Origin of the sequence: Noviherbaspirillum phoenicis (assembly GCF_047237965.1) — a bacterium.
In the GTDB taxonomy this organism is placed as follows: Bacteria; Pseudomonadota; Gammaproteobacteria; order Burkholderiales; family Burkholderiaceae_D; genus Noviherbaspirillum_A.
On the sequence record NZ_JBDFLX010000001.1, the window covers coordinates 1,919,245 to 1,944,638 of the forward strand.

At 65.5% G+C, this 25,394-nt stretch carries 23 protein-coding genes and 1 other RNA gene; 11 read left to right on the forward strand and 13 right to left on the reverse strand.

Annotated elements, in window-relative coordinates:
- The first annotated feature begins 51 nt into the window (after positions 1-51).
- On the forward strand, positions 52-1,197 hold the full coding sequence (locus ABC383_RS08770; protein WP_413013190.1) for a branched-chain amino acid ABC transporter substrate-binding protein: 1,146 nt from the start codon (positions 52-54) through the stop codon (positions 1,195-1,197).
- Positions 1,198-1,272: 75 nt separating this feature from the next.
- On the opposite strand, the gene ABC383_RS08775 is transcribed toward ABC383_RS08770, so the two are convergent.
- On the reverse strand, positions 1,273-1,581 hold the full coding sequence (locus ABC383_RS08775) for a c-type cytochrome (RefSeq protein WP_413013192.1): 309 nt from the start codon (positions 1,579-1,581) through the stop codon (positions 1,273-1,275).
- Positions 1,582-1,698: 117 nt separating this feature from the next.
- On the opposite strand from ABC383_RS08775, the gene ABC383_RS08780 reads away from it, so the two are divergent.
- Positions 1,699-1,920 (forward strand): TIGR04438 family Trp-rich protein, encoded by a 222-nt coding sequence (locus ABC383_RS08780; protein ID WP_194712248.1) that lies wholly within the window; start codon positions 1,699-1,701, stop codon positions 1,918-1,920.
- Between the two features lie 169 nt (positions 1,921-2,089).
- On the opposite strand, the gene ilvD is transcribed toward ABC383_RS08780, so the two are convergent.
- Positions 2,090-3,763, reverse strand: coding sequence for a dihydroxy-acid dehydratase (gene ilvD / locus ABC383_RS08785; protein WP_413013194.1), 1,674 nt, complete (start codon positions 3,761-3,763; stop codon positions 2,090-2,092).
- 92 nt (positions 3,764-3,855) lie between these two features.
- Here ilvD and ABC383_RS08790 point away from each other — a divergent pair, with 92 nt between their 5' ends.
- Genes ABC383_RS08790 through ABC383_RS08800 form a run of 3 tightly spaced genes read left to right on the forward strand, consistent with a single transcriptional unit; the run spans position 3,856 to position 7,107 of the window.
- Complete coding sequence (locus tag ABC383_RS08790) at positions 3,856-4,758, forward strand: LysR family transcriptional regulator (protein ID WP_413013196.1); 903 nt, start codon at positions 3,856-3,858, stop codon at positions 4,756-4,758.
- Positions 4,752-5,567, forward strand: coding sequence for a prolipoprotein diacylglyceryl transferase (gene lgt / locus ABC383_RS08795; protein ID WP_413013198.1), 816 nt, complete (start codon positions 4,752-4,754; stop codon positions 5,565-5,567). The genes ABC383_RS08790 and lgt overlap by 7 nt, the downstream gene beginning before the upstream one ends.
- Before the next feature lie 19 nt (positions 5,568-5,586).
- A complete protein-coding gene (locus tag ABC383_RS08800) occupies positions 5,587-7,107 on the forward strand; it encodes a malonate--CoA ligase (protein ID WP_413013200.1) in 1,521 nt (506 codons plus the stop codon).
- A 15-nt stretch (positions 7,108-7,122) separates the two neighbouring features.
- Here the strand turns inward: ABC383_RS08800 and ABC383_RS08805 are convergent, their stop codons facing one another.
- The 9 genes from ABC383_RS08805 to ABC383_RS08845 form a co-directional block, all read right to left on the reverse strand.
- Positions 7,123-8,367 (reverse strand): glycoside hydrolase family 64 protein, encoded by a 1,245-nt coding sequence (locus tag ABC383_RS08805; protein ID WP_413013202.1) that lies wholly within the window; start codon positions 8,365-8,367, stop codon positions 7,123-7,125.
- Between the two features lie 167 nt (positions 8,368-8,534).
- Complete coding sequence (locus tag ABC383_RS08810) at positions 8,535-8,993, reverse strand: EVE domain-containing protein (RefSeq protein WP_413013204.1); 459 nt, start codon at positions 8,991-8,993, stop codon at positions 8,535-8,537.
- Positions 8,994-9,082: 89 nt separating this feature from the next.
- Positions 9,083-9,262, reverse strand: a non-coding RNA gene (gene ssrS, locus ABC383_RS08815) — 6S RNA.
- Between the two features lie 58 nt (positions 9,263-9,320).
- On the reverse strand, positions 9,321-9,620 hold the full coding sequence (locus ABC383_RS08820; protein WP_194712254.1) for a cell division protein ZapA: 300 nt from the start codon (positions 9,618-9,620) through the stop codon (positions 9,321-9,323).
- On the reverse strand, positions 9,617-9,862 hold the full coding sequence (locus ABC383_RS08825) for a DUF904 domain-containing protein (RefSeq protein ID WP_413013206.1): 246 nt from the start codon (positions 9,860-9,862) through the stop codon (positions 9,617-9,619). The genes ABC383_RS08820 and ABC383_RS08825 overlap by 4 nt, the downstream gene beginning before the upstream one ends.
- A gap of 55 nt (positions 9,863-9,917) precedes the next feature.
- Complete coding sequence (locus ABC383_RS08830; protein ID WP_413013208.1) at positions 9,918-10,706, reverse strand: DUF2334 domain-containing protein; 789 nt, start codon at positions 10,704-10,706, stop codon at positions 9,918-9,920.
- Entirely contained in the window at positions 10,693-11,829 is a 1,137-nt protein-coding gene (locus ABC383_RS08835; RefSeq protein ID WP_413013210.1) for a glycosyltransferase family 4 protein, read from the reverse strand. Before ABC383_RS08835 ends, ABC383_RS08830 begins: the two co-directional genes overlap by 14 nt.
- Positions 11,830-11,963: 134 nt before the next feature.
- Positions 11,964-15,242: a UvrD-helicase domain-containing protein gene (locus tag ABC383_RS08840; protein ID WP_413013212.1), complete on the reverse strand. Its 3,279-nt coding sequence runs from the start codon at positions 15,240-15,242 to the stop codon at positions 11,964-11,966.
- A complete protein-coding gene (locus ABC383_RS08845; protein WP_413013214.1) occupies positions 15,242-17,869 on the reverse strand; it encodes a PD-(D/E)XK nuclease family protein in 2,628 nt (875 codons plus the stop codon). Before ABC383_RS08845 ends, ABC383_RS08840 begins: the two co-directional genes overlap by 1 nt.
- Before the next feature lie 355 nt (positions 17,870-18,224).
- Here ABC383_RS08845 and trxA point away from each other — a divergent pair, with 355 nt between their 5' ends.
- From trxA to ABC383_RS08870, 5 genes are all read left to right on the forward strand, one after another.
- A complete protein-coding gene (trxA, locus tag ABC383_RS08850) occupies positions 18,225-18,551 on the forward strand; it encodes a thioredoxin TrxA (protein ID WP_194712260.1) in 327 nt (108 codons plus the stop codon).
- Positions 18,552-18,655: 104 nt separating this feature from the next.
- Complete coding sequence (gene rho, locus ABC383_RS08855) at positions 18,656-19,921, forward strand: transcription termination factor Rho (RefSeq protein WP_194712261.1); 1,266 nt, start codon at positions 18,656-18,658, stop codon at positions 19,919-19,921.
- Between the two features lie 205 nt (positions 19,922-20,126).
- Positions 20,127-20,393, forward strand: a complete 267-nt coding sequence (locus ABC383_RS08860; RefSeq protein ID WP_194712262.1) for a type B 50S ribosomal protein L31 — start codon at positions 20,127-20,129, stop codon at positions 20,391-20,393.
- A 72-nt stretch (positions 20,394-20,465) separates the two neighbouring features.
- Positions 20,466-22,175, forward strand: coding sequence for an ArnT family glycosyltransferase (locus tag ABC383_RS08865; protein WP_413013217.1), 1,710 nt, complete (start codon positions 20,466-20,468; stop codon positions 22,173-22,175).
- Complete coding sequence (locus ABC383_RS08870; RefSeq protein WP_413013219.1) at positions 22,172-23,539, forward strand: MATE family efflux transporter; 1,368 nt, start codon at positions 22,172-22,174, stop codon at positions 23,537-23,539. The genes ABC383_RS08865 and ABC383_RS08870 overlap by 4 nt, the downstream gene beginning before the upstream one ends.
- A 12-nt stretch (positions 23,540-23,551) precedes the next feature.
- Here ABC383_RS08870 and ABC383_RS08875 read toward each other — a convergent pair whose 3' ends face one another.
- Both ABC383_RS08875 and ABC383_RS08880 read right to left on the reverse strand, forming a co-directional pair.
- Positions 23,552-23,776, reverse strand: a complete 225-nt coding sequence (locus tag ABC383_RS08875; protein ID WP_413013220.1) for a hypothetical protein — start codon at positions 23,774-23,776, stop codon at positions 23,552-23,554.
- 188 nt (positions 23,777-23,964) lie between these two features.
- Positions 23,965-24,183, reverse strand: coding sequence for a hypothetical protein (locus ABC383_RS08880; RefSeq protein ID WP_413013222.1), 219 nt, complete (start codon positions 24,181-24,183; stop codon positions 23,965-23,967).
- A 325-nt stretch (positions 24,184-24,508) separates the two neighbouring features.
- Here ABC383_RS08880 and ABC383_RS08885 point away from each other — a divergent pair, with 325 nt between their 5' ends.
- On the forward strand, positions 24,509-25,387 hold the full coding sequence (locus ABC383_RS08885) for a transglutaminase-like domain-containing protein (protein ID WP_413013224.1): 879 nt from the start codon (positions 24,509-24,511) through the stop codon (positions 25,385-25,387).
- Positions 25,388-25,394: the final 7 nt, after the last annotated feature.

A 25,394-nucleotide genomic window follows, 5' to 3' on the forward strand; every position in this document is an offset into this window, starting at 1 on the left:
ACTCCGGCATTGCGGCAACCATTGAAGACTTCAATCCTCAGGAGGAAATTCATGCAGTTCATTCCAAAAATGCTTCCCGTCGCAGCCGCCATCGCCCTGCTCTCCGGTTCGGCGCTTGCACAGGAAACCGTGGTTCGCCTGGGCCATGTGGCGCCCATGTCGGGCGGACAGGCGCACTATGGCCGCGACAATGCCAACGGCGCCATCCTGGCTGTCGAGGACCTGAATGCGAAGGGCATCACCATCGGCGGCAAGAAGGTCAAGTTTGAACTGGTCAATGAAGACGACGCCGCCGATCCCAAGCAGGGAACCGCGGTGGCGCAGAAGCTGGTCGACGCCAAGGTCAATGGCGTGATCGGCCACCTGAACTCCGGCACCACCATCCCCGCCTCGCGCATCTATCACGACGCCGGCATCCCGCAGATCTCGCCCTCGGCCACCAATCCGCAGTACACCAAGCAGGGTTACAAGACCGCCTTCCGCGTGGTGGCCAATGACGGCCAGCTCGGCGGCACGCTGGGCAAGTATGCGATCGAAACGCTGAAGGCCAAGAACATCGCTGTCATCGACGACCGCACCGCTTACGGCCAGGGCGTGGCCAGCGAGTTCGTCAAGGGCGCCAAGGCAGCCCTGCCCGGCGTGCAGATCACCCAGCAATACACGACCGACAAGGCGACCGACTTCAACGCCATCCTCACCGCCATCAAGGGCAAGAATCCCGACATCGTCTTCTTCGGCGGCATGGACAACGTGGGCGGCCCGATGCTGCGCCAGATGAAGCAGCTGGGCATCAACGCCAAGTTCATGGGCGGCGACGGCATCTGCACCACCGAGCTGCCCAAGCTGGCCGGCGATGGCCTCAGCGACAACCAGGTGGTCTGCGCCGAAGCCGGCGGCGTCACCGGCCCCAAAGAAAAGGACATGGCGCAGTTCATCGAACGCTACAAGAAGCGCTTCAACATCGATGTGCAGCTGTATGCGCCGTATGTCTACGATGCGGTGATGACCATGGCCACCGCAATGCAGAAGGCCAATTCGGCCGAGCCGGCGAAGTATCTGCCTGAACTGGCCAAGATCAGCTATGACGGCGTCACCGGCCCGATCACTTTCGACAGCAAGGGCGACATCAAGGAAGGCACGCTGACCCTGTTCACCTTCAAGGGCGGCAAGAAGGAGAAGATCGCCGTCGTCAAGTAAGGCGCAACGCGGCAACGCTTCCCCAAATGAAAAACGCCGGCTGCAAGCCGGCGTTTTTCCATGATTCCCCGGCGCTTATTTCTGCGCCAGAATCCACTTCACCAGGGTATGCGCCTCAGCCTCGGTCACCTGGGTGTTGGCCGGCATGGGCACTGGACCCCAGACGCCGCCGCCGCCCTTGATGACCTTCTGAACCAGCTTGTCCTCGGCATCCTTCTGGCCGGCGTATTTGGCGGCCACGTCCTTGAAGGCCGGACCAACCACCTTGTTAGCCACCGCATGGCAGGCCATGCAATTCTTTGCCTTCGCCAGGTCGGCATTTGCCATGGCGGCATTCGATGCCAGTGCGCTGGCGGCAAGGCCGATGAACAACAGAGCTTTCATTCGATTCTCCTGGGTATCCATATGGGTTATTGTTGCGGGGCTACATTATCACATGACCCATTACCGACTTGTTGACCGTTACAGGGTTTAACAATATCCTGCCGCAAAGGAGTTTCCATGCTGTTGATCGTTCTCATTGCGGCCCTTGGCCTGCTGCGTTTTTTTGAAATCGGCCCGCTTGCCGATTTGTCATGGTGGTGGATCGTCGCCCTGTTCGTCGTCGCCTTTCTCTGGTTTGAATACCTCGAAAAGATGCTGGGCCTGGACAAGCGCCGCGCCCATGACCAGTCGGATGAAGCCAGGCGCAAGCGGGTCGATTCCACCTTCAGGAAAAAGTGAGCCGCGGGTGCAATGCCCGGAGCGTCGGTATCCAGCATCAGCCAACAACGCGCCTACCTGCAGGCACACGACAGTTCAGCTCCCATGCGCAATAAAAAACCGCTTCCTGCGCCACAGGCGCATGGAAAGCGGTTTTGATTGATGCCGGAAACTTCCCGGCAATGCGGCATCAGCCCGTGATGGCGCCCTTGCTCGCCGGCGCGGCCAGCGCCGAAAACTTCGCCAGCACGCCACGGGTATAGCGCGGCGCTGGCTGCTTCCACTCGGCGCGGCGACGGGCGATTTCCTCTTCCGGCACATTGAGCTGAATCAGCAGCGCATGCGCGTCGATGGTCACCGAATCGCCTTCCTGCACCAGCGCAATGGTGCCGCCCACGAAGGCTTCCGGCGCCACGTGGCCAACCACCATTCCCCAGGTGCCGCCCGAGAAGCGGCCGTCGGTGATCAGGCCGACCGACTCGCCCAGGCCCTTGCCGATCAGCGCCGACGTTGGCGCCAGCATCTCCGGCATGCCCGGCCCACCCTTCGGACCCAGGTAGCGCAGGATCAGCACGTCGCCCGCCTTGATCTTGTCGCCCAGGATCGCATCCATCGCCGAAGGCTCATCGTCGAATACCCGAGCCGGCCCGGTGATGACAGGATTCTTCAGGCCGGTGATCTTGGCCACGGCGCCTTCAATGGCCAGATTGCCTTTCAGGATGGCCAGATGGCCTTCGTCGTACAGCGCGCGGTCGATGGTGCGGATCACGTCCTGGTCGGCGCGCGGCACATCGGGCACGTCAGCCAGTTCCTCGGCCAGCGTGCGGCCGGTGATGGTCATGCAGTCGCCATGCAGCAGGCCGGCCTTGAGCAGGACCTTCATCACCTGCGGGATGCCGCCGGCCTTGTGCAGGTCGGTCGCGACGTATTTGCCCGACGGCTTCAGGTCGCAGATCACCGGCACCTTCTTGCGCATGCGCTCGAAGTCGTCCAGCGACCATTCGACGCCAGCCACATCGGCAATGGCCAGGTAATGCAGCACCGCATTGGTGGAGCCGCCGGTGGCCATGATCACGGCAACCGCGTTTTCGATCGCCTTCTTGGTCACGATGTCGCGCGGCTTCAGGTCGCGCTTGACCGCCTCGACCAGCACCCGCGCCGACTCGGCGGCCGAGCCGACCTTCTCGTCGTCCGGATTGGCCATGGTGGAGGAATACATCAGCGCCATGCCGAGCGCCTCGAACGAGGACGACATGGTGTTGGCGGTGTACATGCCGCCGCAGGAGCCGGAGGACGGGCAGGCATTGCGCTCGATGCCGTCGAAGTCTTCCTGCGACATGCGGCCGGCGGTGAATTCGCCCACGGCCTCGAAGGCGGAAACGATGGTCAGGTCCTTGCCCTTCCAGTTGCCCGGCTTGATGGTGCCGCCGTACACATAGATGCTCGGCACGTTGGTGCGCAGCATGCCTATCATGCCGCCAGGCATGTTCTTGTCGCAGCCGCCGATGACCACGCAGCCATCCATCCACTGGCCGTTGACCACGGTTTCAATGCAGTCGGCAATGACTTCGCGCGAGATCAGCGAATACTTCATGCCCTCGGTGCCCATGGACATGCCGTCCGAGATGGTCGGCGTGCCGAATACCTGGGGATTGGCGCCTGCGTCCTTGACTGCCTTGATCGCGATGTCAGCCAGCTTCTGCAGCCCGGAATTGCAGGGGGTGATAGTGGAGTGGCCATTCGCAATGCCGATCATGGGCTTGTCGAAGTCAGCCTTTTCATAGCCCATCGCGTAGTACATCGAGCGGTTGGGACTGCGGGCGACGCCCTGGGTAACGTTTTTTGAGCGGCGATTGAATGCCATAGTGCCTCCGGAAAGTGAGCCGCTACCTTGCCTTGCCTGAGGTGCGCTGTCAAATATATCATTCAGCCTGGATCAATCTGTTTTGCATATCAATGAATCTGGAACTGCGCCAGTTGCGCCATTTTCTGGCGGTCGCCGAGGAAATGCATTTCGGCCGCGCGGCGCAGCGCCTCCATATGACGCAGCCGCCGCTGTCGCAGAGCATCCAGGCGCTGGAAGCGCTGCTGGGCACGCCGCTGTTTGCCCGCACCAGCCGCAGCGTGACGCTGACCCCGGCCGGCGCGGCGCTGCTGCCGCATGTGCGCCAGTTGCTGCAGGATGCGCAGGCCCTGCCCGACCTCGCCCGCCGCGCCGCCGCCGGCGAGTCCGGCCGCCTGTCGCTGGCCTTCGTCTCGACCGCCGACTACAGCGTGCTGCCGCCCTTCCTGCACCGTTTCAGGACTGCCTATCCGCAAGTGCAGATCGAACTGCGCGAAGCCACCAGCGACCTGCAGCTCGATGCGCTGGAACAGGGCGCCATCGATGTCGGCCTGCTGATTCCGCCCTTGCCCGACCGGATGAGGGACATGCTGTCGTACCGGCCCGTGTTCTCCGAGCCGCTGGTGCTGGCGGTGCCGCAGGAGATGGGCGCGCCCGATGGCGCCGGACCGCTTCCGCTGAATGCGGTGGCCGGCATGCCCTTGATCATTTTCCCGCGCCGCATCGCGCCGGCATTCCACGACGCCATCCTCGATTGCTACCGCGAGGCCGGGCTGCCGCCGCGCATCGGCCAGGAAGCGATACAGATGCAAACCATCGTCGGCCTCGTTTCGGCCGGCATGGGCATCGCTCTTGTGCCACAATCTGTGTCCAATTTAAAACGGCCAGGCGTGGCCTACCGCCAGTTGGCCGGCAAGACGGCCCTGATCGAAACCGGACTGGCCTGGCGCCGCGACAATGCGTCGCCGGTGCTGCACGCTTTTTTAGAACTGCTCGGAAAGACTCCCTTATGCTGATACACCCGATGCCCGACCCGGTCGCCATTGCGATCGGCCCGCTTGCGATCCGCTGGTATGGCCTGATGTACCTGCTGGCCTTTGCACTGTTCATCGGCCTGGGCCGGCTGCGCATCAGGCAGCCGCCCATTGCCGCGGCCGGATGGAAGGCCGAGCATCTGGACGACATGCTGTTTTACGGCGTGCTGGGCGTGGTGATCGGCGGCCGGCTGGGCGAGGTGCTGTTCTATAACCCCGCCTACTACTTCAGCCACCCGCTGGAAATCTTCGCGGTCTGGAAGGGCGGCATGTCCTTTCACGGCGGCTTCCTCGGCGTGATGGCGGCGATGGCGATCTGGGGCAGGCGTCATGGCCGGCGCCTGATGGACATCATGGACTTTATTGCGCCGCTGGTGCCGCTGGGTTATGCAGCCGGCCGCATCGGCAACTTCATCAACGCCGAACTGCCCGGCCGGGTGGCCGATGCAACGCTGCCATGGGCCATGATCTGGCCCAACGTCGACCAATTGCCGCGCCATCCGTCGCCGATCTACCAGGCGCTGGTCGATGGCGTACTGCTGTTCATCGTGCTCTGGCTGTATGCGCGCAAGCCGCGGCCACGGCTGGCAGTGTCGGGCATGTTCGCGCTGGGTTACGGCTGCGCCCGCTTCTTCACCGAGTACTTCCGCATGCCGGACTACGAAGTGCATTTCGCCGGCTTCACGATCTCGGCCGGCCAGATGCTGTCGGTGCCCATGATCGTGCTGGGCCTGATCCTGCTTGTCATTGCCTATCGCCGCCAGGGCAGCACCGCGCCCTCGCCTGTCTGACCTCGTCCCCTATCTCCGCATGAACGCCAACCTTTACGACCTGTTCCTTTCCCGCTTTCCCGAGAACCGCGCATCCTGCTGCATCGAAACCGGCTGCGGCCGGCAGTACAGCTGGGACGAGATGGATCGCGCAAGCGCGCGTATCGCCAATCTGCTGGCCAACCTCGACCTGCCGGCCGATGCGCGGGTGGCGGTGCAGGTAGAGAAATCGCCGGAGGCGGTGATGCTGTATCTGGCAACGCTGCGCGCCGGCCTGATCTACCTGCCTCTGAATACCGCCTATCGGGCGTCGGAGATCGAGTACTTCCTGCAGGATGCCGCGCCATCGGTGGTGGTCTGCTCGCCCGGCAATCTCGACTGGGTACAGCCGCTGGCGCACCAGGCCGGCACCCCGCACGTGTTCACCCTCGATGAATTGCGCGACGGCCGCAACAGCGGCAGCCTGCTTGACAGCGCCGCCGCCTTCGCCGACCGTTTCGACACCGTGCCACGCGATGCCGACCAGCTGGCAGCCATTCTCTACACCTCGGGCACGACAGGCCGCAGCAAGGGCGCGATGCTCAGTCATGGCAACCTCGCTTCCAATGCGCTGGTGCTGCGCGACTACTGGCGCTGGCAGGCCGATGACGTGCTGCTGCATGCGCTGCCGCTGTTCCATATCCACGGCCTGTTCGTGGCCTGCAATGGCGCGCTGGTCAATGGCAGCAAGATGATCTTCCTGCCCAAGTTCGACAGCGCCGAAGTCGTGCGCCAGCTGCCGCGCGCAACCGTGTTCATGGGCGTGCCGACCTATTACACCCGCCTGCTGGATGATGAAGCCTTCGACCGCGCGGCATCGGCCAACATCCGCCTGTTCATCTCCGGCTCGGCGCCGTTGCTGCCAGCCACCTTCGACGCATTCCGCGAGCGCACCGGCCACACGATCCTGGAACGCTATGGCATGAGCGAAACCGCGATGCTGAGCTCCAATCCGTATGACGGCAAGCGCATTCCCGGCTCGGTCGGCATGCCGCTGCCCGGCGTGACGATACGCACGGTCGGCAAGGATGGAGAGAGTTGTGCCGTCGACGAGATCGGGGACATCCAGGTGCGCGGCCCGAACGTGTTCAAGGGCTACTGGCGCATGCCGGAAAAGACCGCGGAGGAGTTCACCGCCGATGGTTACTTCAAGACCGGCGACGTCGGCAGGTTCGATGCGAACGGCTATCTGTGGATCGTCGGACGCAGCAAGGACCTGATCATTTCAGGCGGCTACAACGTCTATCCGAAGGAAGTCGAATCCGTCATCGATGCGATGGACGGCGTGCTGGAATCCGCAGTGATCGGCGTGCCGCATCCGGACTTTGGCGAAGCGGTGGTGGCAGTGGTGATTCCTGATCCTGCTTCCGGCGTCGTCCTCGATGAGGCCGGCATCATTGCCAGCCTGAAGCAGACGATCGCCAACTTCAAGGTGCCCAAGCAGGTCCATGTCATCGACGAACTGCCGCGCAACACCATGGGCAAGGTGCAGAAGAACCTGCTGCGCAGCCGCTTTGCATGACGGCTGCGCCAGGCCTTACCAGCCTATCGTGATGGTCGCGGTGGTGGGCGACGTGGTGTGCAGCGACGGGCTGGCGTCCCACACGTCATCATAGGCAAAGCCGTAGCTGAGCCCTCTGATGCTGCGGTCATGCCAGAACTTTGAATAGGCATTGGACGGCTTGTCGGCGGGATAATAGGACGCCGCGTCGCTCCATTTTTCAGGCGTTTCGGCGACATGGCGATTCAGGGCGGCGCAGAGCTGTGCCTGGATCTGCAACTGCCTGGCTATCCTGACCGGATCGCCGTTGGTATCGCCGGCATCGTCAAGCACGCCGTTGCCCAGCAGGGCTTCCATGGTGCTTGGCTTGCGCTTGATCCGGTACATGTCCTCATCGGCGTCCTTCGCTTCCGTGAACCGGAACACGCCATCACTGCCGACGCGGCCGGTGAATGTGCCCTGCTGGTTGGTGAACGTCAGGTCTTCGAGCCGGTACTTTTCCCATACCTCGTCGATGTAGCGGTCGAGATAGTGCGCGTCCTTTTCGCCATCGCGGAAAGTGCCATGGGCGGGCGCGATGATGCGATACGGCGCATGCACCAGGCTGCGAAACTCGGCCGGTTCAATGCTGCTGAAATCGGCAAAGACCTTGTCGCGCGACAGGCCCGCCACTTCCCCGACTTCCTGGTCATAGCCATCCGCGCCCTGCAGCCGCAGCCGGATCGGAAAACCGAAATGATCGACCCGCGTGGTATTGATATAGATGCCATCGTTGGGCGGGATCGCCATTTCGACGAAGTCGAAGATCACGTCCAGATTGGGATCGTCCTTGTTCTCGATATTGGCGCCCGCATAGGCCAGTTCGCCGTTCACATCCTTGTTCACCTGGATGTACATCGGCGTGGGACCAACGCTGAACAGGATGCGCGCGGAATCGATCAATGGCACCGTGACCGAATTTTTTTCAGCCAGGGTATGGAAGTAATTGGTATAGCCCTGCCCCCTCTTGATCAGGGCGTCGTTGTCGCTGATGCTCATGTCCACCAGATTGCCGTTGGCGTCGACATACACGAACGGATGCTTGCCATCCTTGTCCCATCGGCGCCCGACGATGGCCCAGTGAATCTGGTTGTCCGCAAACTGGCCGTTGGTGCCGTTGACGAAATTGAAATGGACCTGCTGATTCCAGGGTGCTGCCGCCTGCGGCGCCGCGCATGCGGTGATTGCGGCGAACATTGCGCAGGAGACGAACAGCAGTCGCTTGAAAAACATCGATGTCATGATGACTCCGGAGTATGGATGCCGATGCGGCATGCCGGTGTGGTCGGGCGCCTGCCCGACGCGGCAGCATGAACGCCAGGCAGACTCCCGGTGAGTTCCGTCATCGATGAAAAGGATCCCGGAAACCCGCACGAACGTTCGTCGGGATACGGGCCACCCGCAAGCGGCTAGCCCAGCAGACTCAGGATATGACGCCAGTCGGAAGGGGTAACCGGCGTGATGGAAAGGCGGCTGCCACGCCGCAGCATCATCAGCTCGGCCAACGCGGGATCGGCCCGCATGTCGGCCAGCGGCAGCAGCTTGGTCTTGCGCAGCACGCGCACATCGACCATCTGCCAGCGCGGCTCCTGCGGCGTGGCTTTCGGGTCGTAGTAATGGCTGGCGGGATCGAACTGGGTCGGGTCGGGATAGGCGCTGCTTGCCACTTCGGCAATGCCGACGATGCCCGGTTGCGCGCAGCCGGAATGATAGAACAGCACGCCGTCGCCAGGCTTCATCGCGTCGCGCATGAAGTTGCGCGCCTGGTAATTGCGCACGCCGGTCCAGGGCACGACGCCGCCCGGCGCGGCGAGCGCGTCGTCGATGCTGACTTCATCAGGTTCGGACTTCATCAACCAGTGGCGCATCGTTGGTTGTTCCTGGTCGGCGTTAAAAGGAAAGAAGAAAAAAACAAGGACAAAAAAACGGCTGCATTTTCATGCAGCCGTTTCCGGTATTAAGCCCCGCCTGTGCCGCTTTGCCGGCATCCCGAACCAAGAGGTTCAAGGTGGTCACAGTCAGTTCAACTTCGGGTTCATCGGACTAGCGACGCTCACACCCGTCAAACAATTTTCCGCAACCTATGCACATAAATGGTTCAAGGATTTTATGGCAATCGCGAACACGGCAGGAGTGGCTAAGTTTACGCGAATCGGGCCGCATGTCAAACCTTTTGGGCCAAAATCCGGAAGTGTTTATTTGGACGCAAGGGCTGCATCCAGCACGGCATGCATGGCGCCCAGTTTCTGTTTCACTTCTGCCATGCTCTGTCCCGCAAGCGGTCCTTGCGGCGCGCGCGTGGCCAGCAATTCGGCTGCCATGCCGAGCGCGGCAATCACGGCGATTCTGTCATTGCCCTTGATCCGGCCCGCGTCGCGTATGGCCGACATGCGTTGATCGAGGTAGCGCACCGCCTGCAGCAGCGCGCCCTCCTCGCCTTCCTTGCAGGTCAGGGCAAACGACTGGCCCATGATCATCACGTTTAACTGGCTCATGCGGCTTTCTCGCCCTCGGGCTGGTCGGACGCCTGCGGCTGCTCGGCCTCTGGAGTGGGCAACTGCTCGAGCACAGCGACGACGCGGTCATGCGCTTCGTTCATGCGCGCGGCAAGGGCGGCGTTGCTGGCGTTGAGTGCGTCGATCTGATGATGCAACGTGGCATTTTGCTGACGCAGCGACTGCACCAGTTGCACCAGTTGGTTGATCTTGTCGGAAAGTTGGTCGAATTCTGAAGTCATCCCGCAACTATAGTTGCGCCGCCAAAGCAACGTCAATATATTCCGTCGCCGCGCATCAGACAGCGATCCCGCCGACGGCGGGCCTGGCCAGGCTGTCGAGCCAGTCGCGCGCAAAGGCTGCCTTGGTTGCGGGAACGCGCGATGCCAGCAGGGTCGCCAGCAGGTGCTGGACATGGCGCACGGTGCGTGCATCGAGCGCATCGCGCGGATGCAGGGAAAGCCGCGCCAGCGGTGCGTTGCGCTGGCCGAGAGCAGCCCAACGCACCGCCTGCCGCGACAGCGCCCTGCCCCATGCATTGCGGCTGCTGTAGACCAGGCTGGGCGCTTCCACCGGTGCTGCGTGTTGCAGAAAATGAAAGTGCCGCCAGGTGGTGGTGTAGAGCAGGCCGGAGGCGCGCAGCGCGCGCCAGCCGCCATCGCCGAGCAGCCAGGCTGGCGGCACGAAGCCCTGCAGCGGCCAGCCGCGGCAGGCGAACCACTGCATGCCCAGTGCCAGCCGCTGCGCCGCTTCCAGCTCGGTCAGCGCCGCGAATTCGCCCTCGCCCCTGGTATAGACGTGGCGCGCATAGCGCTGGCGCAAGCCGCGTGGCGGCGGGCCCTGGTCGAGATGCAGATAGCCATGCAGCGCCAGTTCGTCGCCCAGCGCGAGCCGACGCGCCAGCTCGCGGTCATACCACGGCATGTCCCGGCTGTCGCCATGGTAAGCGGGCACCACCAGCAGGGTCAGCGGGATGTTGGCCACCGCATTGACTGCTTCGATCAGGTGTTGGCACAGCTGCCAGGTCGCCGGCGCGACATCGTGGATGGAAACGCACAGATGCTTCTGGAACTCAGCGGATGGCATAACTGTTTTCGAGCGCATGCCGACCGCGCCGCTCATCCGCCACCAGCTTGCCGTAATGCTGGACCAGCTGGGGCATCACGACATCCCAGTCATACTGCCGCAGCATGCGGCTGCGGCCGCACTGGCCCATGGCGCGCAGGTCGCGCCGCGCCATGTCGGCGATGCCCTGGGTCAGCGCCTCGACGTTGCGCGGCGCGACCAGCATGCCGCAGTCGCTGTCGACCAGTTCGGGCACGGCGCCGGCTGCCATTCCCAGCACCGGCACGCCACAGGCCAACGTCTCCAGCAGCACCATGCCGAAGGTTTCCTGGTCTCCGGGATGCACCAGCATGTCGCAGGCGCCGATTAGGCTGGCCAGCACGCCCGGCTCGCTCTGGAACGGAAGCTGGATCACCCGCTCCATCGGCGCCAGGCGCGGCCCGCTGCCGATAAGCAGCAGATGGAATGGCGCGCCGAGGCGGCGCACCGCTTCCAGCAGCAGCGGCAGATGTTTCTCGCGGGTGAAGCGACCGGCATAGACCAAGAGGCGCGCATTGCCCGGCAGCCCGAGATGCTCGCGCAGGTTCGGCGCGGCGCGGCGCGGCGTGAAGACGTCCGTGTCCACGCCCAGGGGCTGGCGCATCACGCGCTGTATGCCCAGGTCGCGCAGGCGCTCCACCATGACGTTGCTGGGCGCGAGCACCAGGTCGAACTGGCGGTACAGGCGCGCGACATAGCGCGTGGCCAGCCGGCGCGCCGAAGCGCCGAAGCGCTGGCCCACCAGCGACGGCAGATCGGAATGATAGAAACCCACCACCGGCACGCCCAGGTGGCGCCCGGCGCGCAGGCTGCCCCATGCGCACTGGTAAGGGTCGCTGCACTCGATCAGGTCCGGATGCAGCCGCTCCACCACCCGCCGCGCCTGGCGCATCGACAGGGGCAGCCGGTAGCCATGACTGCCCGGCAGCGGAAAACCGGCGATCGGCGTCACATTGGCCGCATGCGGCTCGCGCGGCGACATCGGCGCAACGATGGTGTGGCGGATCGGCGTGTGGCGCGCCAGCCAGCGTGCCTTCGCCCCCAGGTAAGTGCCGACCCCGCCCGTGATCGCGGGATAGAACATGGTGAGATCGAGCAAGTGCATGGCCAGGCCCGCGCGATGGAGGAAACGCCCTTAAATTAAGGGCAAATCCCAGCCTGCCGCTTGAGATCAGTCAACGCAGGGAAAGCCCTAGGAGCCTGCGCGGCAGAAGGGCCTGCCTTTTGCCGCGCAGGCTCCTAGCCGAGCTCCCACAACCGGCCGTCGACCGTGATCAGCGCCGAGCGCAGGCGCATGGCGGGAAAGACCGCATTCAGCGCCGCCCGGTATTGCGCAAGTTGCTGCGCGTACTTTTCACGCTCGATATCGAGGAAGGCGCGCTTATAGTCGAGTATCCAGACCTCGTCGTCGAACAGTACCACCCGGTCCAGCCGCAGCAGGCGGCCGCCGACGATGACTTCCATTTCATTGCGTCCTTCGCGATGCATGCCGGGATCGAAGAAGCGCTGCAGGGCGGGCTGCGACAGGATGGTTTCGGCATGCCGGCGCGCCACCTCGGCCAGCGCGGCGCTGCAGCCCAGCCAGCGCGCCACCATGTCCACCGGCGGCAGGGCGAGCGGCCAGGCGCGACATTCCGTCAGGCGCTCCAGCAGGCCGTGCAACGCCACGCCCTCGTCGATGGCGGCGCTGGAAAATTCGGCGGGCGCCTCGGCCGGCGGCACGCCCGGCATGGCGGCAGGCGCGAACAGGTCAAGCGAGAATTCCTGCTCGCCGCCCGCCATGCCCGCAACCGTGCCGGTGCCTGGCTCGGCCAGCGGTGCCGTGCCCAGGCGCTGGTACCAGCTGCCATCCACGACGCCATCGGCAGCGGCGCCGCGGCGGCCGGCCACGCCGCTGACGATCAGCAGGTCCTTGGCGCGGGTCGCCGCGACGTACAGCAGATTCCAGTCTTCCTGCTCGCGGAAGCCCTGCTCCTCCTGGAACAGGTGGTCGCGCGCGGCGCCGCGCTCGTCGGCGCGGGCGAAGGCGGAGAAATGGCGCGGCGTATCGGCATCCTGCGGCCAGTCGCACAGGATGCCGACGTCGTCGCGCGCCGGCTCGCTGTGATTGGCGTCGAGCATCACCACGATGCGCGCCTCCAGCCCCTTGGCGCTGTGGATGGTCATGATGCGCACCGCGTCCACCGCGGCATCGACGCTGGCCTCGTCGGGCGCCTCGTTGTCCAGGCCGTTCTGCAGCACCCGCAGCGCATCGATGAAGCGCGGCAGGCTCGGATAGCGGCCCGCATCCAGGTTCAGCGCCAGCGCGGTGAAGGCCTCGATATTGCCCAGCACCTTGCCGCGCGTCAGCGGCTGCGCCGCCTGCGCATAGCGTGCCGCCAGTTCGCCTTCGTGCAGGATGCGGTCGAGCAGGTCATGCACCGGCAGGCGCGGCGCAATTTCCAGCCAGCGCGACAGCAGGTGCGCGGCGCGCATCAACGCGTCGGACGCACCCTCGCCGGCCAGCGCCTGCAGGCGTCGCCACCAGTTGCCTTCGCCGCGCTGCGCCAGCGCGATCAGGTCATCGTCCCGGGCGCCGACGATGGGGCTTTTCAGCACATGGGCCAGGGCGCGGTTGTCGCCGGGCGTGATCAGGAAGCCCAGCAGCGCGATCAGGTCGGCCACTTCCAGCGATTGCAGCAGGCCGCCGCGCCGGTCGGACAGGAAGGGAATGCCGGCTTCGCGCAAGGCGCTTTCATAGGCCGCCAGGTTGGTGCGCTTCTTCACCAGCAGCATCACGTCCGACCAGCTGGTGCTATCGATGGCCTGCATGCCTTCGATGATGGCGCGCGCCACCATGCGCCCTTCTTCCAGCCGGCGCGCATCCTCTTCCTCGGCGCGCGCCATGGTCAGCGGGTCGCGCAGCGCCATGCTGTCGGGCTCGGCCGCCGGCGCGGCGGGAGCGGCCGGCGCTTCCACCAGCGGCAGCCGCCATGCCATGCCGGCACGGTCCGACAGCGTGGTCTGCGGCGCATAGATCGGATTGGTTCCCAGGCTTTCATTGAGCAGCGCAACGATGGCCTCGCCATTGCGCCGCGTCTGGTTGGTGCGCAGCACATCGGCGCCATTCGCCGCCAGCAGCGCGGTGGCGGCCGCGAACACGCGCGGCTCGGCGCGGCGGAAGCGGTAGATCGACTGCTTGGGGTCGCCGACGATGAAGACGCTGGGCTGCGCCGCATCGCCGCCATAGGCCGCCAGCCAGGCCCGCACGATGCTCCATTGCAGCGGGTTGGTGTCCTGGAATTCATCCAGCAGGATATGGCTGTAGCGGGCATCGAGCCGGCTCTGCAGGTAGGCCGCATGCTCCTCGTTGTTCAGGAGCCGCCAGGCCTGCCACTCCAGGTCGGAGAAATCCAGCACGCGGCGCTCGGCCTTCAATGCCTGGTAACGCTCGAGATAGGCGGCGCCGACGGTGAACAGCGCCTCGTTCATCGCCAGCACCAGCGCCTCGCAGCTGCGCCGCTGCAGCGTCCACAGGGCTGATGACAACGCGCCCAGCACCGCTTCGAACAAGGCCACGCCCTGTTCGCCAAGATCGCTCTGGATGGCCGCCAGCAGCTTGCCGCGCTTGTGGTCGTTGCCCTTGGGCGCGCCCTTGTCGTCGCAGAACTGGGCCAGCAGCTGCTCGAAGGCGGCAACCGAAGGACCGCTGCTCATCGCTTCCTCGATCAGCATGGCGCGCTCCTGGTTGCGCTTGGCGCCCTGGCCCAGCAAGGCGGCGATCTGCCAGATGCCCTGCTGCAGCGCGTCGTCTTCCCATACCGACAGGCGCGCATCGGGCTGGTCGGCGCAGCACAGCGCGCGCAGCCATTGCAGCGGCTGGCCGGCCTGGTTGGCGGCCCACCATTCGGCGCGCTTGTCGATGAAGGCATCGAGCAGGCGCCGGGTGGTCCAGTCGCCGACCTGCTCGTACAGCGCCAGGAGCGCCTGCCGCACCGGCGCGAGCTCCGGTTCGTCGAGCGACTGCATCAGGCCGTTATAGGCCTCGGTCATCATTTCGCCGCTGTTGTCGGCCAGCGCATAGCCGTGCGGCACGCCGGAGCTCAGCGGTGCCAGCTGCAGCAGCCGCGCGAACCAGCTGTGGAAGGTGTCGATCGACAGCGACTGCGGACTGGCCAGCACCCGCTCGTAAAGGCTGCGCGCCAGCGGCATGGCCTGCGGCAGCGTGTGCTCCGGCACGCCGCGCTCAAGCAGCAGCGCGCGCACCGCGGCCTCGGGCAGGAGCGCAAGGTCGCGCAGCAGCAGCATCAGGCGCTCGCGCATTTCCTGCGCCGCCTTGCGGGTGAAGGTGATGGCCAGCAGGCCGGACGGCTCGGCGCCCGCCAGCAGCAGGCGCAGCATGCGCGCCACCAGCAGCCAGGTCTTGCCGCTGCCGGCGCAGGCTTCCACCGCCACCGAGCGCGCCGGGTCGCAGGCGACCGCGATGAAGCGCGCGGCATCGACCGCATCGCCATTGACTTCATAAGCGCGGGCCGCCATCACCATGCTCCCTTGCGGCACAGGCCGCGCACGTCGCAGTACTGGCAAATGGTTTCGACGCCGTTGGCAGGCAGCGGCGCGCCGCCGGCGATGGCCTGCATGCTGGCCACGATGTGGGCCATCAGCGCTTCCTGCGATTCGGCATAGCGCGGCGCCTCGGCGTCGCCGGCGCGGTCTCGGCTGGGCTCCAGCGCCACATAGCTGGCGCTGGCGACCGGCGCATCCGACAGCAGGCCATAGAAGGCCAGCTGATGATCCTCTCCCAGCTTCAGCTTGGCGCGCAGGCTGGCGGCGTCGCGGGTCTTGTAATCGAGCACGGCGCGTTCGCCATCGGCGTTGCCGTCGATGCGGTCGACGCGGCCGTGCAGGGTGACGCTGCCGCCCGGCCATGCCAGCGTGCGCTCGAAGCGCTGCTCGCCGAACAGGAATTGCCAGCCCTGCGCCTCGCGCTCGCCGGCCCAGGCCAGGTAGGCCGGCAGCGCCTTCTGCCAGCGCGCGTAATAGGCAATAGCCGCGCTGTTGCGCGCCAGGACCTCGCCGAACACCTGCTCGGAGCACGACCGCAGCAAGGCCTCGCGCTGCTCGGGCGGCACGGCGCCGGCCGCCACGGCGCTGTGATAGGCATGCAGCACCTGGTGCAGCCAGTCGCCATAGTCGCGTTTTTCCGGCATGTCGGAAAACTCGTCCAGGCCCGACAGGTTCAGCATGCGGGTGGCGAAGAACTGGTAGGGACAGGCGACGAAGGTGTTGTAGCCGCTGGCCGACAGGCGCTGCGGCAGCAGTTGCGGCGCCGATGGCGACGGCCGCGCCGGCGGCGCAGCGCGCAGCCGGCGCGGCGGACTGTCCGCCTGATGCTGGCGCAGCGGCGCGCAGCCGGTGCGCGCCAGGCACAGCTGCAGCCGCTCGATCCAGACGCTCACCGGATTCGGTTCGCCGTCATGCTGCGCCTGCCAGGACAGCACGACGTCCGGATTGGCATGCAGCAGGCCGGCGAAGTCGCGCATCTGCTGGCGCTGCCGGCTCTCGCGGGTCGGCAGGCCCAGTTCGCGCCGCACGGCGCTGGCGAAGAACAGGGTTTCATTGTGGGCCGAAGGCAGGTGGCGGGCATCGGCGCCCACCATCAGCACCGCATCGAAGCTGCGCAGGCGGGCCGCGGCCAACGGCAGCATCAGCACCCGGTCGTCCACCGCGGGCGCGAGGAAGTCGGTGGCTTCCATCTGCAGGCCGACCAGCGCGCGCCACTCGCCAAAGGAGAACGCCGGCGCCACCCGCGGCGATTCCGACGCCAGCTGGTCCAGCATCGCAACCACCTGGGCGCCGGCGGCGTCGGCTTCCAGCGCGGCGCGCATGCCGAGCTCGCGCAGGATCGCTTCGGTGCAGGCGACCCAGTCCGCCAGGCTCTTGCGCCCGGCGAAGCGTTGCGCCAGCTGCTGCCATTGCTGCACCAGCGCCAGCCCTTGCGGCACCGCGCGCAATGCGCCGCGCACGGCTTCCCAGCCGCCGGCGACATTGGCCGCGCGCAGCGCCAGCTCGATGTCCAGCACCAGGCCCGGCTTGTCCTCCAGCTCGGCCAGCATGAAGGGCGACTTCAGCAGGTCGAGCAGGGCCGCGGTTTCCGCGCGGCCGGCGACCACGTCGAACCATGCCGCCAGCGACGCGGCGGCGCGGGTGGTGGAAAGCTTCCAGCCGGTCTCGTCGGTCACCATCACCTCGGCCCGTTCCAGCAGTGCGCGAATGCGGCGCGCCACCACCCGGTCCTGGGCAATGATGGCGATATGGCGGCGCCCTTGCGCCAGCCAGTCAAGCACGGTGCGCGCGCCGCTGACGGCTTCCTGCTCCATGCTGGCGGCGGCAAGCAGCGACACGCCCGGCAGCGACTGCGGCACGGGCGCGTGGTCGCCCTCGGGGCCGCCGTGCCCGCCGCCGCCGGACTCCAGCATCTCGGGCCAGGCGGCGGCGCAGGCCGGCAGCACCGCGCCGGCGCGCCAGTCGGGCTGCAGGCGCAGCACCGGCTGGCGCTCGGCATAGGCTTCGAGGAAGGCCAGCTCGTAGGCATCCGGCTCGCAGGAAGCAATCCATACCAGCGGCTCGCGGGCCTGCGCGGCGATCTGCAGCATGCGCGCGAAGCGTTCCGCGCAGGCGTCGTTGCCATCGAGCTGCGACTTCCACAGTGTCCACACCATCTGCCCTTCATCCGACAGCAGGGTGCGCGCCGACGGCGGCAGCTGCGCCAGCGCTGCATGCCAGAGATTGTCGGCGGCTTCCACGCTGTGCCGCACCGAGGGCAGCAGGGTGCGGCTCAGTTCATCGAACAAAGTCAGCAGGGTTTCGGCCAGCGGCAGCAGGTCGGTGTTGCGGCGCGTGCTGAACAGCTTCTTGAGCCAGGCATGCTGGCGCAACTCGCCATACAACGCCATCAGGCGCTCGCTGCCGCCGCCTGGCGCCGGCAGCGCCGGGTCCGGCGGCAGCAGGTCGACCCAGGCCGTCAGCGTGCCGGTGCGCGGCGGAATGCAGGCGTCGCCAAGCTGCTCCGCCAGCGCCCGCTGCAGCAGCCGCGCGTGCGCAAAGCCCGGCGTGAGCACCCTTAATCCGGACAGGTCCAGCGGGCTGACCCTGTCTTGCAACACTGTTTGCGAATGCGCAATGAGCGTTTGGGCAACATGCGGCCAGAATGCGGCATCAGCGGGAATCAACAGGGGAGCCAGGGACATTGGATGAGCAGCGGGGGATAGCGGACGGGAAAGCATTTTATGCGAGCCCCGGGCAAAACCAGTAGCATTGCCACACTTTTCTTGAAAATCGGTTATGATTCCCCGAAATTCCCGCCGCAGCACCTCTTGCCATCCCGCTTTGAACTTGAATTTGCATACCTTGTCCGCAACTGCTTAAGGCATACCGGCAGCATGCAGCACAGGCCCGGAGCAGACTCGGCATCCATACTGCAGCGTTAATCCCCTTATATCCCCTCACCTTGAGGAAACCATGAGCGAAAACATTAAACATATCTCTGACTCGTCCTTTGACGCCGACGTGCTCAAGTCCGACAAGCCGGTTCTGGTCGACTTCTGGGCCGAATGGTGCGGCCCCTGCAAGATGATCGCCCCGATCCTGGAAGAAGTCGCCAAGGAATACGACGGCAAGATCCAGATCGCCAAGATGGACGTCGACGCCAACCAGGCAGTGCCTGCCCAGTTCGGCATCCGCGGCATCCCGACCCTGATCCTGTTCAAGAACGGCGTGGTCGCCGCACAGAAGGTCGGCGCGCTCGGCAAGGGCCAGCTGATGTCCTTCATCGATAACAACATCTGAGACAAGCACTAGCCGCAGCGGCGCCCTCGCGCCGCTGTGTTTAACGACTATCCCACGCTGTTCCCTCCCCCACCTTTTACCTTCCCATCCCGGGACACATACACATGCATTTATCTGAACTCAAGGCGTTGCACGTCTCTGCCCTGCTCGAAATGGCAATCGGCCTGGACATCGACAATGCCGCCCGCCTGCGCAAGCAGGAACTGATGTTCGCGATCCTGAAGAAGCGCGCCAAATCCGGCGAACAGATCTTCGGCGACGGCGCCCTCGAGGTGCTGCCGGACGGCTTCGGCTTCCTGCGCTCGCCCGACGCCAGCTACATGGCCTCGACCGACGACATCTATATCTCGCCATCGCAGATCCGCCGCTTCAACCTGCACACCGGCGACTCGATCGAAGGCGAAGTGCGCACGCCCAAGGATGGCGAGCGCTACTTCGCGCTGGTCAAGGTCGACAAGGTCAACGGCGAATCGCCGGAAGCGTCCAAGCACAAGATCCTGTTCGAGAACCTGACGCCGCTGCATCCGAACAAGCCGCTGATGCTCGAGCGCGAGATGCGCGGCGAGGAAAACACCACCGGCCGCATCATCGACATGATCGCGCCGATCGGCAAGGGCCAGCGCGGCCTGCTGGTGGCGTCGCCCAAGTCGGGCAAGTCGGTGATGCTGCAGCACATCGCGCATGCGATCACGGCGAACCATCCGGACATCGTGCTGATCGTGCTGCTGATCGACGAGCGGCCCGAGGAAGTGACGGAAATGCAGCGCTCGGTGCGCGGCGAAGTGGTGGCTTCCACCTTCGACGAACCGGCAACGCGGCACGTGCAGGTCGCCGAGATGGTGCTGGAAAAGGCCAAGCGCCTGGTTGAAATGAAGAAGGACGTGGTGATCCTGCTCGACTCCATCACCCGCCTGGCGCGCGCCTACAACACCGTGATCCCGGCATCGGGCAAGGTGCTGACCGGCGGCGTGGACGCCAATGCGCTGCAGCGCCCCAAGCGCTTCTTCGGCGCGGCCCGCAACATCGAGGAAGGCGGCTCGCTGACCATCATCGCCACCGCGCTGATCGAGACCGGCAGCCGCATGGACGACGTGATCTACGAGGAATTCAAGGGCACCGGCAACATGGAGGTCCACCTGGAGCGCCGCCTGGCCGAGAAGCGCGTCTACCCGGCGATCAACCTCAACAAGTCCGGCACCCGTCGCGAGGAACTGCTGATCAAGCCCGATCAGCTGCAGAAGATCTGGGTGCTGCGCAAGCTGCTCTACAGCATGGACGAGATCGAGGCGATGGAGTTCATCCTCGACAAGATGAAGGGCACGAAGAACAATGCCGAGTTCTTCGACATGATGCGGCGCGGCGGCTCCTGACGCATCCCATGCAGCACAACGAAGGCGCGCCGCCGGGCGGCGCGCCTTCGCCTGCCGGCACACATCCGGATTGGCGGACTGCAAGACAGGCCGCCGAATTAGGGTATAATCCGGCCTCCATTTTCCGGCAAGTGATCGACAATCGGGTCAAGAAGCAGGCAGACCGACGAAGTGACGATTGGCTACCCAACCTACCGAGGCAAACATGAAAGAAGGCATTCACCCGAATTATCGCGAAGTCGTGTTCCACGACGTTTCCGCCGACACCAAATTCATCACCCGTTCCACGATGTCCAGCCGTGAAACGATCAATCACGAAGGCAAGGATTACCCGCTGATCAAGATCGAGGTGTCCTCGGAGTCGCATCCCTTCTTCACCGGCAAGCACAAGATCGTCGACACCGCAGGCCGCGTCGAGAAATTCCGTCAGAAATTCGGCAAGGTCGGTTCCAAGACCGCAGTGGCAGAGTAATCACGCTGCCCAGGCCACAAAGGCAGCTTCGGCTGCCTTTTTTGTTATGACCGCCGAACAGACCAGGAATCCATGAAGCCTGTCCGCTTACCCGCTTCCGCCACGCTTGCCCTGCCGCGCTGGGGTCTGATCGCCCTGTGCCTGCTCTACATCCTGCCCGGCCTGATCCGGCGCGATCCGTGGAAGAGCGACGACGCCGCCGGCTTCGGCATCATGTGGACCATGGCGCGCGGCACCTGGCAGGACTGGCTGTGGCCGCACGTGGCCGGATTGCCGGCGCCGGGAGAAGGGCCGCTGGCCTTCTGGCTGGGCGCGCTGTTCATCCGCCTGTTCGGCTGGCTGCTGGGCGATGCGCTGGCTGCCCGCATTTCCACCATCGGCTTTTTCCTGATCGGCGCGCTGTCGGTCTGGTATTCGACTTACCTGCTCGGCCGGCGCAGCGAGACCCAGCCGCTGCGCCTGGCCTTCGGCGGCCAGCCGGAGGCGCGCGACTATGGCCGCACGCTGGCCGATGGCGCGCTGCTGATCTATCTCGCCTGCCTTGGCCTGCTGCTGCGCAGCCATGAAACCACCGCCGAGGCGCTGCAGGTTTCCATGATCGGCTTTGCCATCTATTCCGCGGTGCGGCTGTTCGAGTCGCAGTCATTGCGCTCGGCCATGGTGCTGGGCGTGACGCTGGGCCTCCTGGTTCTGACGCGCGGCTGGCTGGTGCCGATGGCGTTCTGGAGCGCGCTGGTGCTGGTGTCGCCACGCCATGGCGACCGGCTGCTGCAGCGGCTGGCGCTGGTGACCCTGCCGCTGGGCTTTGCTACGGCCAGCATCTGGCCCCTGCTCAATGCGCTGATGCAGCCTTTCGGCGGCAATCCCACGCCGGCCTGGCTGCAGTGGAATGCGGCGCAGCTGGCGCCGCCGTCGCTCCAGAGCGTCGTTTATTTTTTCAAATACATTCCCTGGTTCGCCTGGCCCGCCTGGCCCTTCGCGGCCTGGGCGGTGTATGCATGGCGCAAGCAGCGCGGCGCGCTGCATGTCACGCTGCCGCTTGGCCTGATCATTGCCTTCATTCTGCTGATGCTGCTGCATCCGCATGGCGAGGAAAGCTTCCTGCTGCCGCTGCTGCCGCCGCTGTCCATCCTGGCCGCATTCGGCCTGCCGACCATGAAGCGCGGCGCCATCAATGCGGTCGACTGGTTCGCGATGATGACGCTGTCCACCTGCGCCGCCTTCATCTGGATAGGCTGGATCGCCAAGCAGACCGGCTGGCCGCCGCGCCTGGCACACAATGCGCTGAAGCTGGCGCCCGGCTTCAAGCCCGAGTTCAACCTGCTGGCCTTCCTGATCGCCGCCGCCGCCACCATCGCCTGGATCCTGGTGATCCGCTGGCGCATCGCGCGCCATCCGTCGGTGCTGTGGCGCGCCGTGGTGCTGTCGTCGGGCGGCGTGATCCTGTGCTGGCTGCTGCTGATGACCCTGTGGCTGCCATGGCTGAACTATGGCAAGAGCTATGCCGGCGTGGCCAAGCAGATCGGCGCCAAGCTGCCGTCCGCCGGCTACTGCGTCGACACCAATGTCGGCGCGGCGCAGCGCGCCTCCTTCGCCTATTTCGGCGGCGTCGAGTTCGCCCGCTTCGACAACCATGACTGCGCCTACCTGCTGCTGCAGGACCGCGGCAGCGACCCGCTGATGAAAAAGGACGAGGATGGCCGCCTGGTACTGATGTGGGAAGGACGCCGCCCCTCCGACCGCGATGAACGGTTCCGCCTGTACCGGCGCGTGAAGCAATGATCGCCGTGCCCGCCGGCCGCACGCGCCGCATCGGCGCGCTGGCCTGGCCGCTGCTGATCGGGCAACTGGCGGTCATTGCCAACGGCGTGATCGACACCGCGATGACATCGCGCTTTTCCTCCGCCGACCTGGCCGCGCTGGCGGTCGGCGCCTCGATCTATGTCAGCTCCTTCGTCGGCCTGTCTGGCGTGCTGCAGGCGGTGTCGCCCATCATCGGCCAGCTGTATGGCGCCAAAAAGCATGAGCGCATCGGCTTCGAGATCCGGCAGAGCCTGTGGCTGGCGCTGTTCCTGTGCCTTGCCGGACTGGCGCTGCTGCTGTTCCCGCAGCCGCTGCTGGCCCTGGCCCAGGCGTCGCCCGAAGTGGCCGACAAGGTCAGCCTCTATTTGCGCATCCTGGCGCTCGCCCTGCCGGCCACGCTGGTCTTTCGCATCTACAGTTCGCTCAACACCGCGCTGGCCCGGCCGAGGATGGTGATGGTGATCCAGGTCGGCACCCTGCTGCTGAAGATTCCGCTGAACCTGCTGTTCATCTTCGGCGGCCTCGGCCTGCCGGCCATGGGCGGGCCGGGCTGCGCGGTCGCCACCGCGATCGCCGCCTGGATCGCGGTGCTGGCCAGCCTGTTCCTGCTGCGGCGCGACCGCTTCTACGACATGTTCCGGCTGTTCGGCGCCGGCTTCGAGCGGCCGCACTGGGCGGCGCAGCGCGCCTTCCTGAAGCTGGGCATACCGATGGGCCTGTCCTACCTGATCGAAGTCACCGCCTACACCTTCATGGCGCTGTTCATCGCCCGCATCGGCACCAACGCGGTTGCCAGCCACCAGGTCACGGCCAACTTCGGCACCGTGCTCTACATGCTGCCGCTGTCGATCGCCAATGCCACCGGCACGCTGGTGGCGCAGGCGCTGGGCGCGAGGCAGCTGGACGAAGCCAGGCGCATCGGCCATGCCGGCATCCGGCTGGCCGCGCTGACGTCGGTCACCGTGGGCGTGCTGGTCTGGCTGTTCCGGGGCTTCATCATCCGGGCCTATACGCCCGATGAGGCGGTGATCGCGGCCGCGATGCCGCTGTTCCTGTTCATCGCGTTCTACCAGCTGTTCGACTCGGTGCAGGTGACCACCGCCTTCGTGCTGCGCGCCTACAAGGTGGCCGTGGTGCCGACCGTGATCTACGCCGTCGCGCTATGGGGCGTGGGGCTGTGCGGCGGCTACCTGATGGGCCTGGACCCGCTCGGCATCGCGCCCGCCGCGGTGCGCGGCGCGGCCGGCTTCTGGCTCGGCAACAGCGCCAGCCTGGGCCTCGTGGCCATCGGCCTCTTGTGGTATCTGCGGGTGATAGAACGCCGCGCGAAAGTGGCGGCCTAGCTGCCCGCCGGCTCAGCCGCCGCCGACATCGGCCAGCAGGCGGTGCGCCAGCGCCTTGGCTTCTTCCAGCGCTTCTTCCGGCGTCTCCGACACGCTATTGACAGTCTGGGGCGCGCTGTCGGTTCCCGGACTGCCCATCCGGGTCAACAGCACGACGCCCTGATAGGTGCCGTCGGGCAGCCGCTGTATGTCGGCTTCGGCTTTCCAGTCCTGCTTGGTATAGGTCACTGCTGCCATGGTGGTTCCTGTAAGGGTTCGAGAAGGGAAATGCCCGCATCCGGCAAGCGCTGCTTGCGACCGCGCAAGGGCCGCGGACGGGATTTGCGGATGATGATCAGGCGCGTGCGGAAGCGCCAGTCACCCGGACAGAAGAAACGGCGAAACGCCCGCGGCGCAGGCAGCGGCCGGTTTTTTCGGACAGGTGCTCAGAATTCATGCTCGTCCAGCGCCCGCTGCGCGCGTGCCTGGGCCGCCTCCAGTGCCGACGCCTCGTCGGGATGGATGCCGGCCGGGATGAAGGTCTCGGCGTTTTCCGGCTCGCGGCTCAGTCGCACGAATACCTGGGCTTCATAGGTGCCGTCGGGCATCTGCTTGGTGTCGGTGCGGGCGATATGGGTGCCGCTTTGCAGGGTGCTTCCTGTCATCAATCCTCCTGGGCGATCGCGCATCATTGGGGATTGTGGTCAGGCACCGGCTCCTCGTCGGGAGCGGGAACCCCCGGGACCGGGATGGAATCATCCTCTTCCATCGGTTCATGGTCCGGATGCGGCACAGGGGCTCGGTGCATGACGATCTCCGCGCTGAAATGGAACAAAAATGCTATCACGCATGCCCGGTGCGGCATTGCGCCTGATCACGCGGGCGGGCATCACGTTTCCCGTCGCGCCAGGCGTGCACTGGCGCACCGACCCGCGCCGCGCCGCGGCATACAGTCGGGTTCGAAAGGCACATGGGACACATATGGTCAGGATGAAATTTTCGATCGTGCTGGCTTACGACATCGTCGACGCCAGCGCGGATTTTATTTTCAACATCGAGGCGGCGCGCACCGCGCACCAGCAGATCGTCACCGAGTCGCTGCAGATCAGCCAGCCACTCCGGCCTGACAGCCATGTCGACCGCCGGCTCGGCACCCGCCTGCTGCGCCTGAAGGCCGGCCGCGGCCCGCTCACGCTACGGTATGACGCCGTGGTCGACATCGACCATCACCGGGCGCCGCCGCAGGCGCTGCAGGAAATGGCGATCGCCGACCTGCCGCCGGAGGCCCTGCCCTACATCCTGCCCAGCCGATACTGCCAGTCGGACCGGCTGCAGAACTTCGCCGCCGCCGAGTTCGGCGCACTGCCGCGCGGCTATTCGCGGGTGTGGGCGATCCAGCAATGGGTGCGCGGCCATGTGCGCTTCCAGAGCGGCAGCTCCAACGGCAGCACGTCGGCGATGGATACCATCATCGAGCGCGGCGGCGTCTGCCGCGACTTCGCGCACCTGATGATCGCCTTGTGCCGCGCCCTCAACATCCCGGCGCGCTTCGTCTCGGGCATCGACTACGGCGCCGACCCGGCGCTTGGCCCCACCGACTTCCATGCCTATGTCGAGGTAATGCTTTCCGGTCGCTGGTACCTGTTCGACCCGAGCGGCGTTTCGGCGCCGATGGGCCTGGTGCGCCTGGGCACCGGCCGCGACGCCGCCGACGCCGCCTTTGCCACCGTGTTCGGCAGGGTGTTTTCGCAGCCGCCAGTCATTGGCATCGAGGCGGTCATGAATGAACAAGGGCAGCTGGTAATGCCGCAGTATTGCGAGGATCTGCTTTCGACCATGGGCATGGAGCCGGCGCCGACGGCGTCATGACGGCATC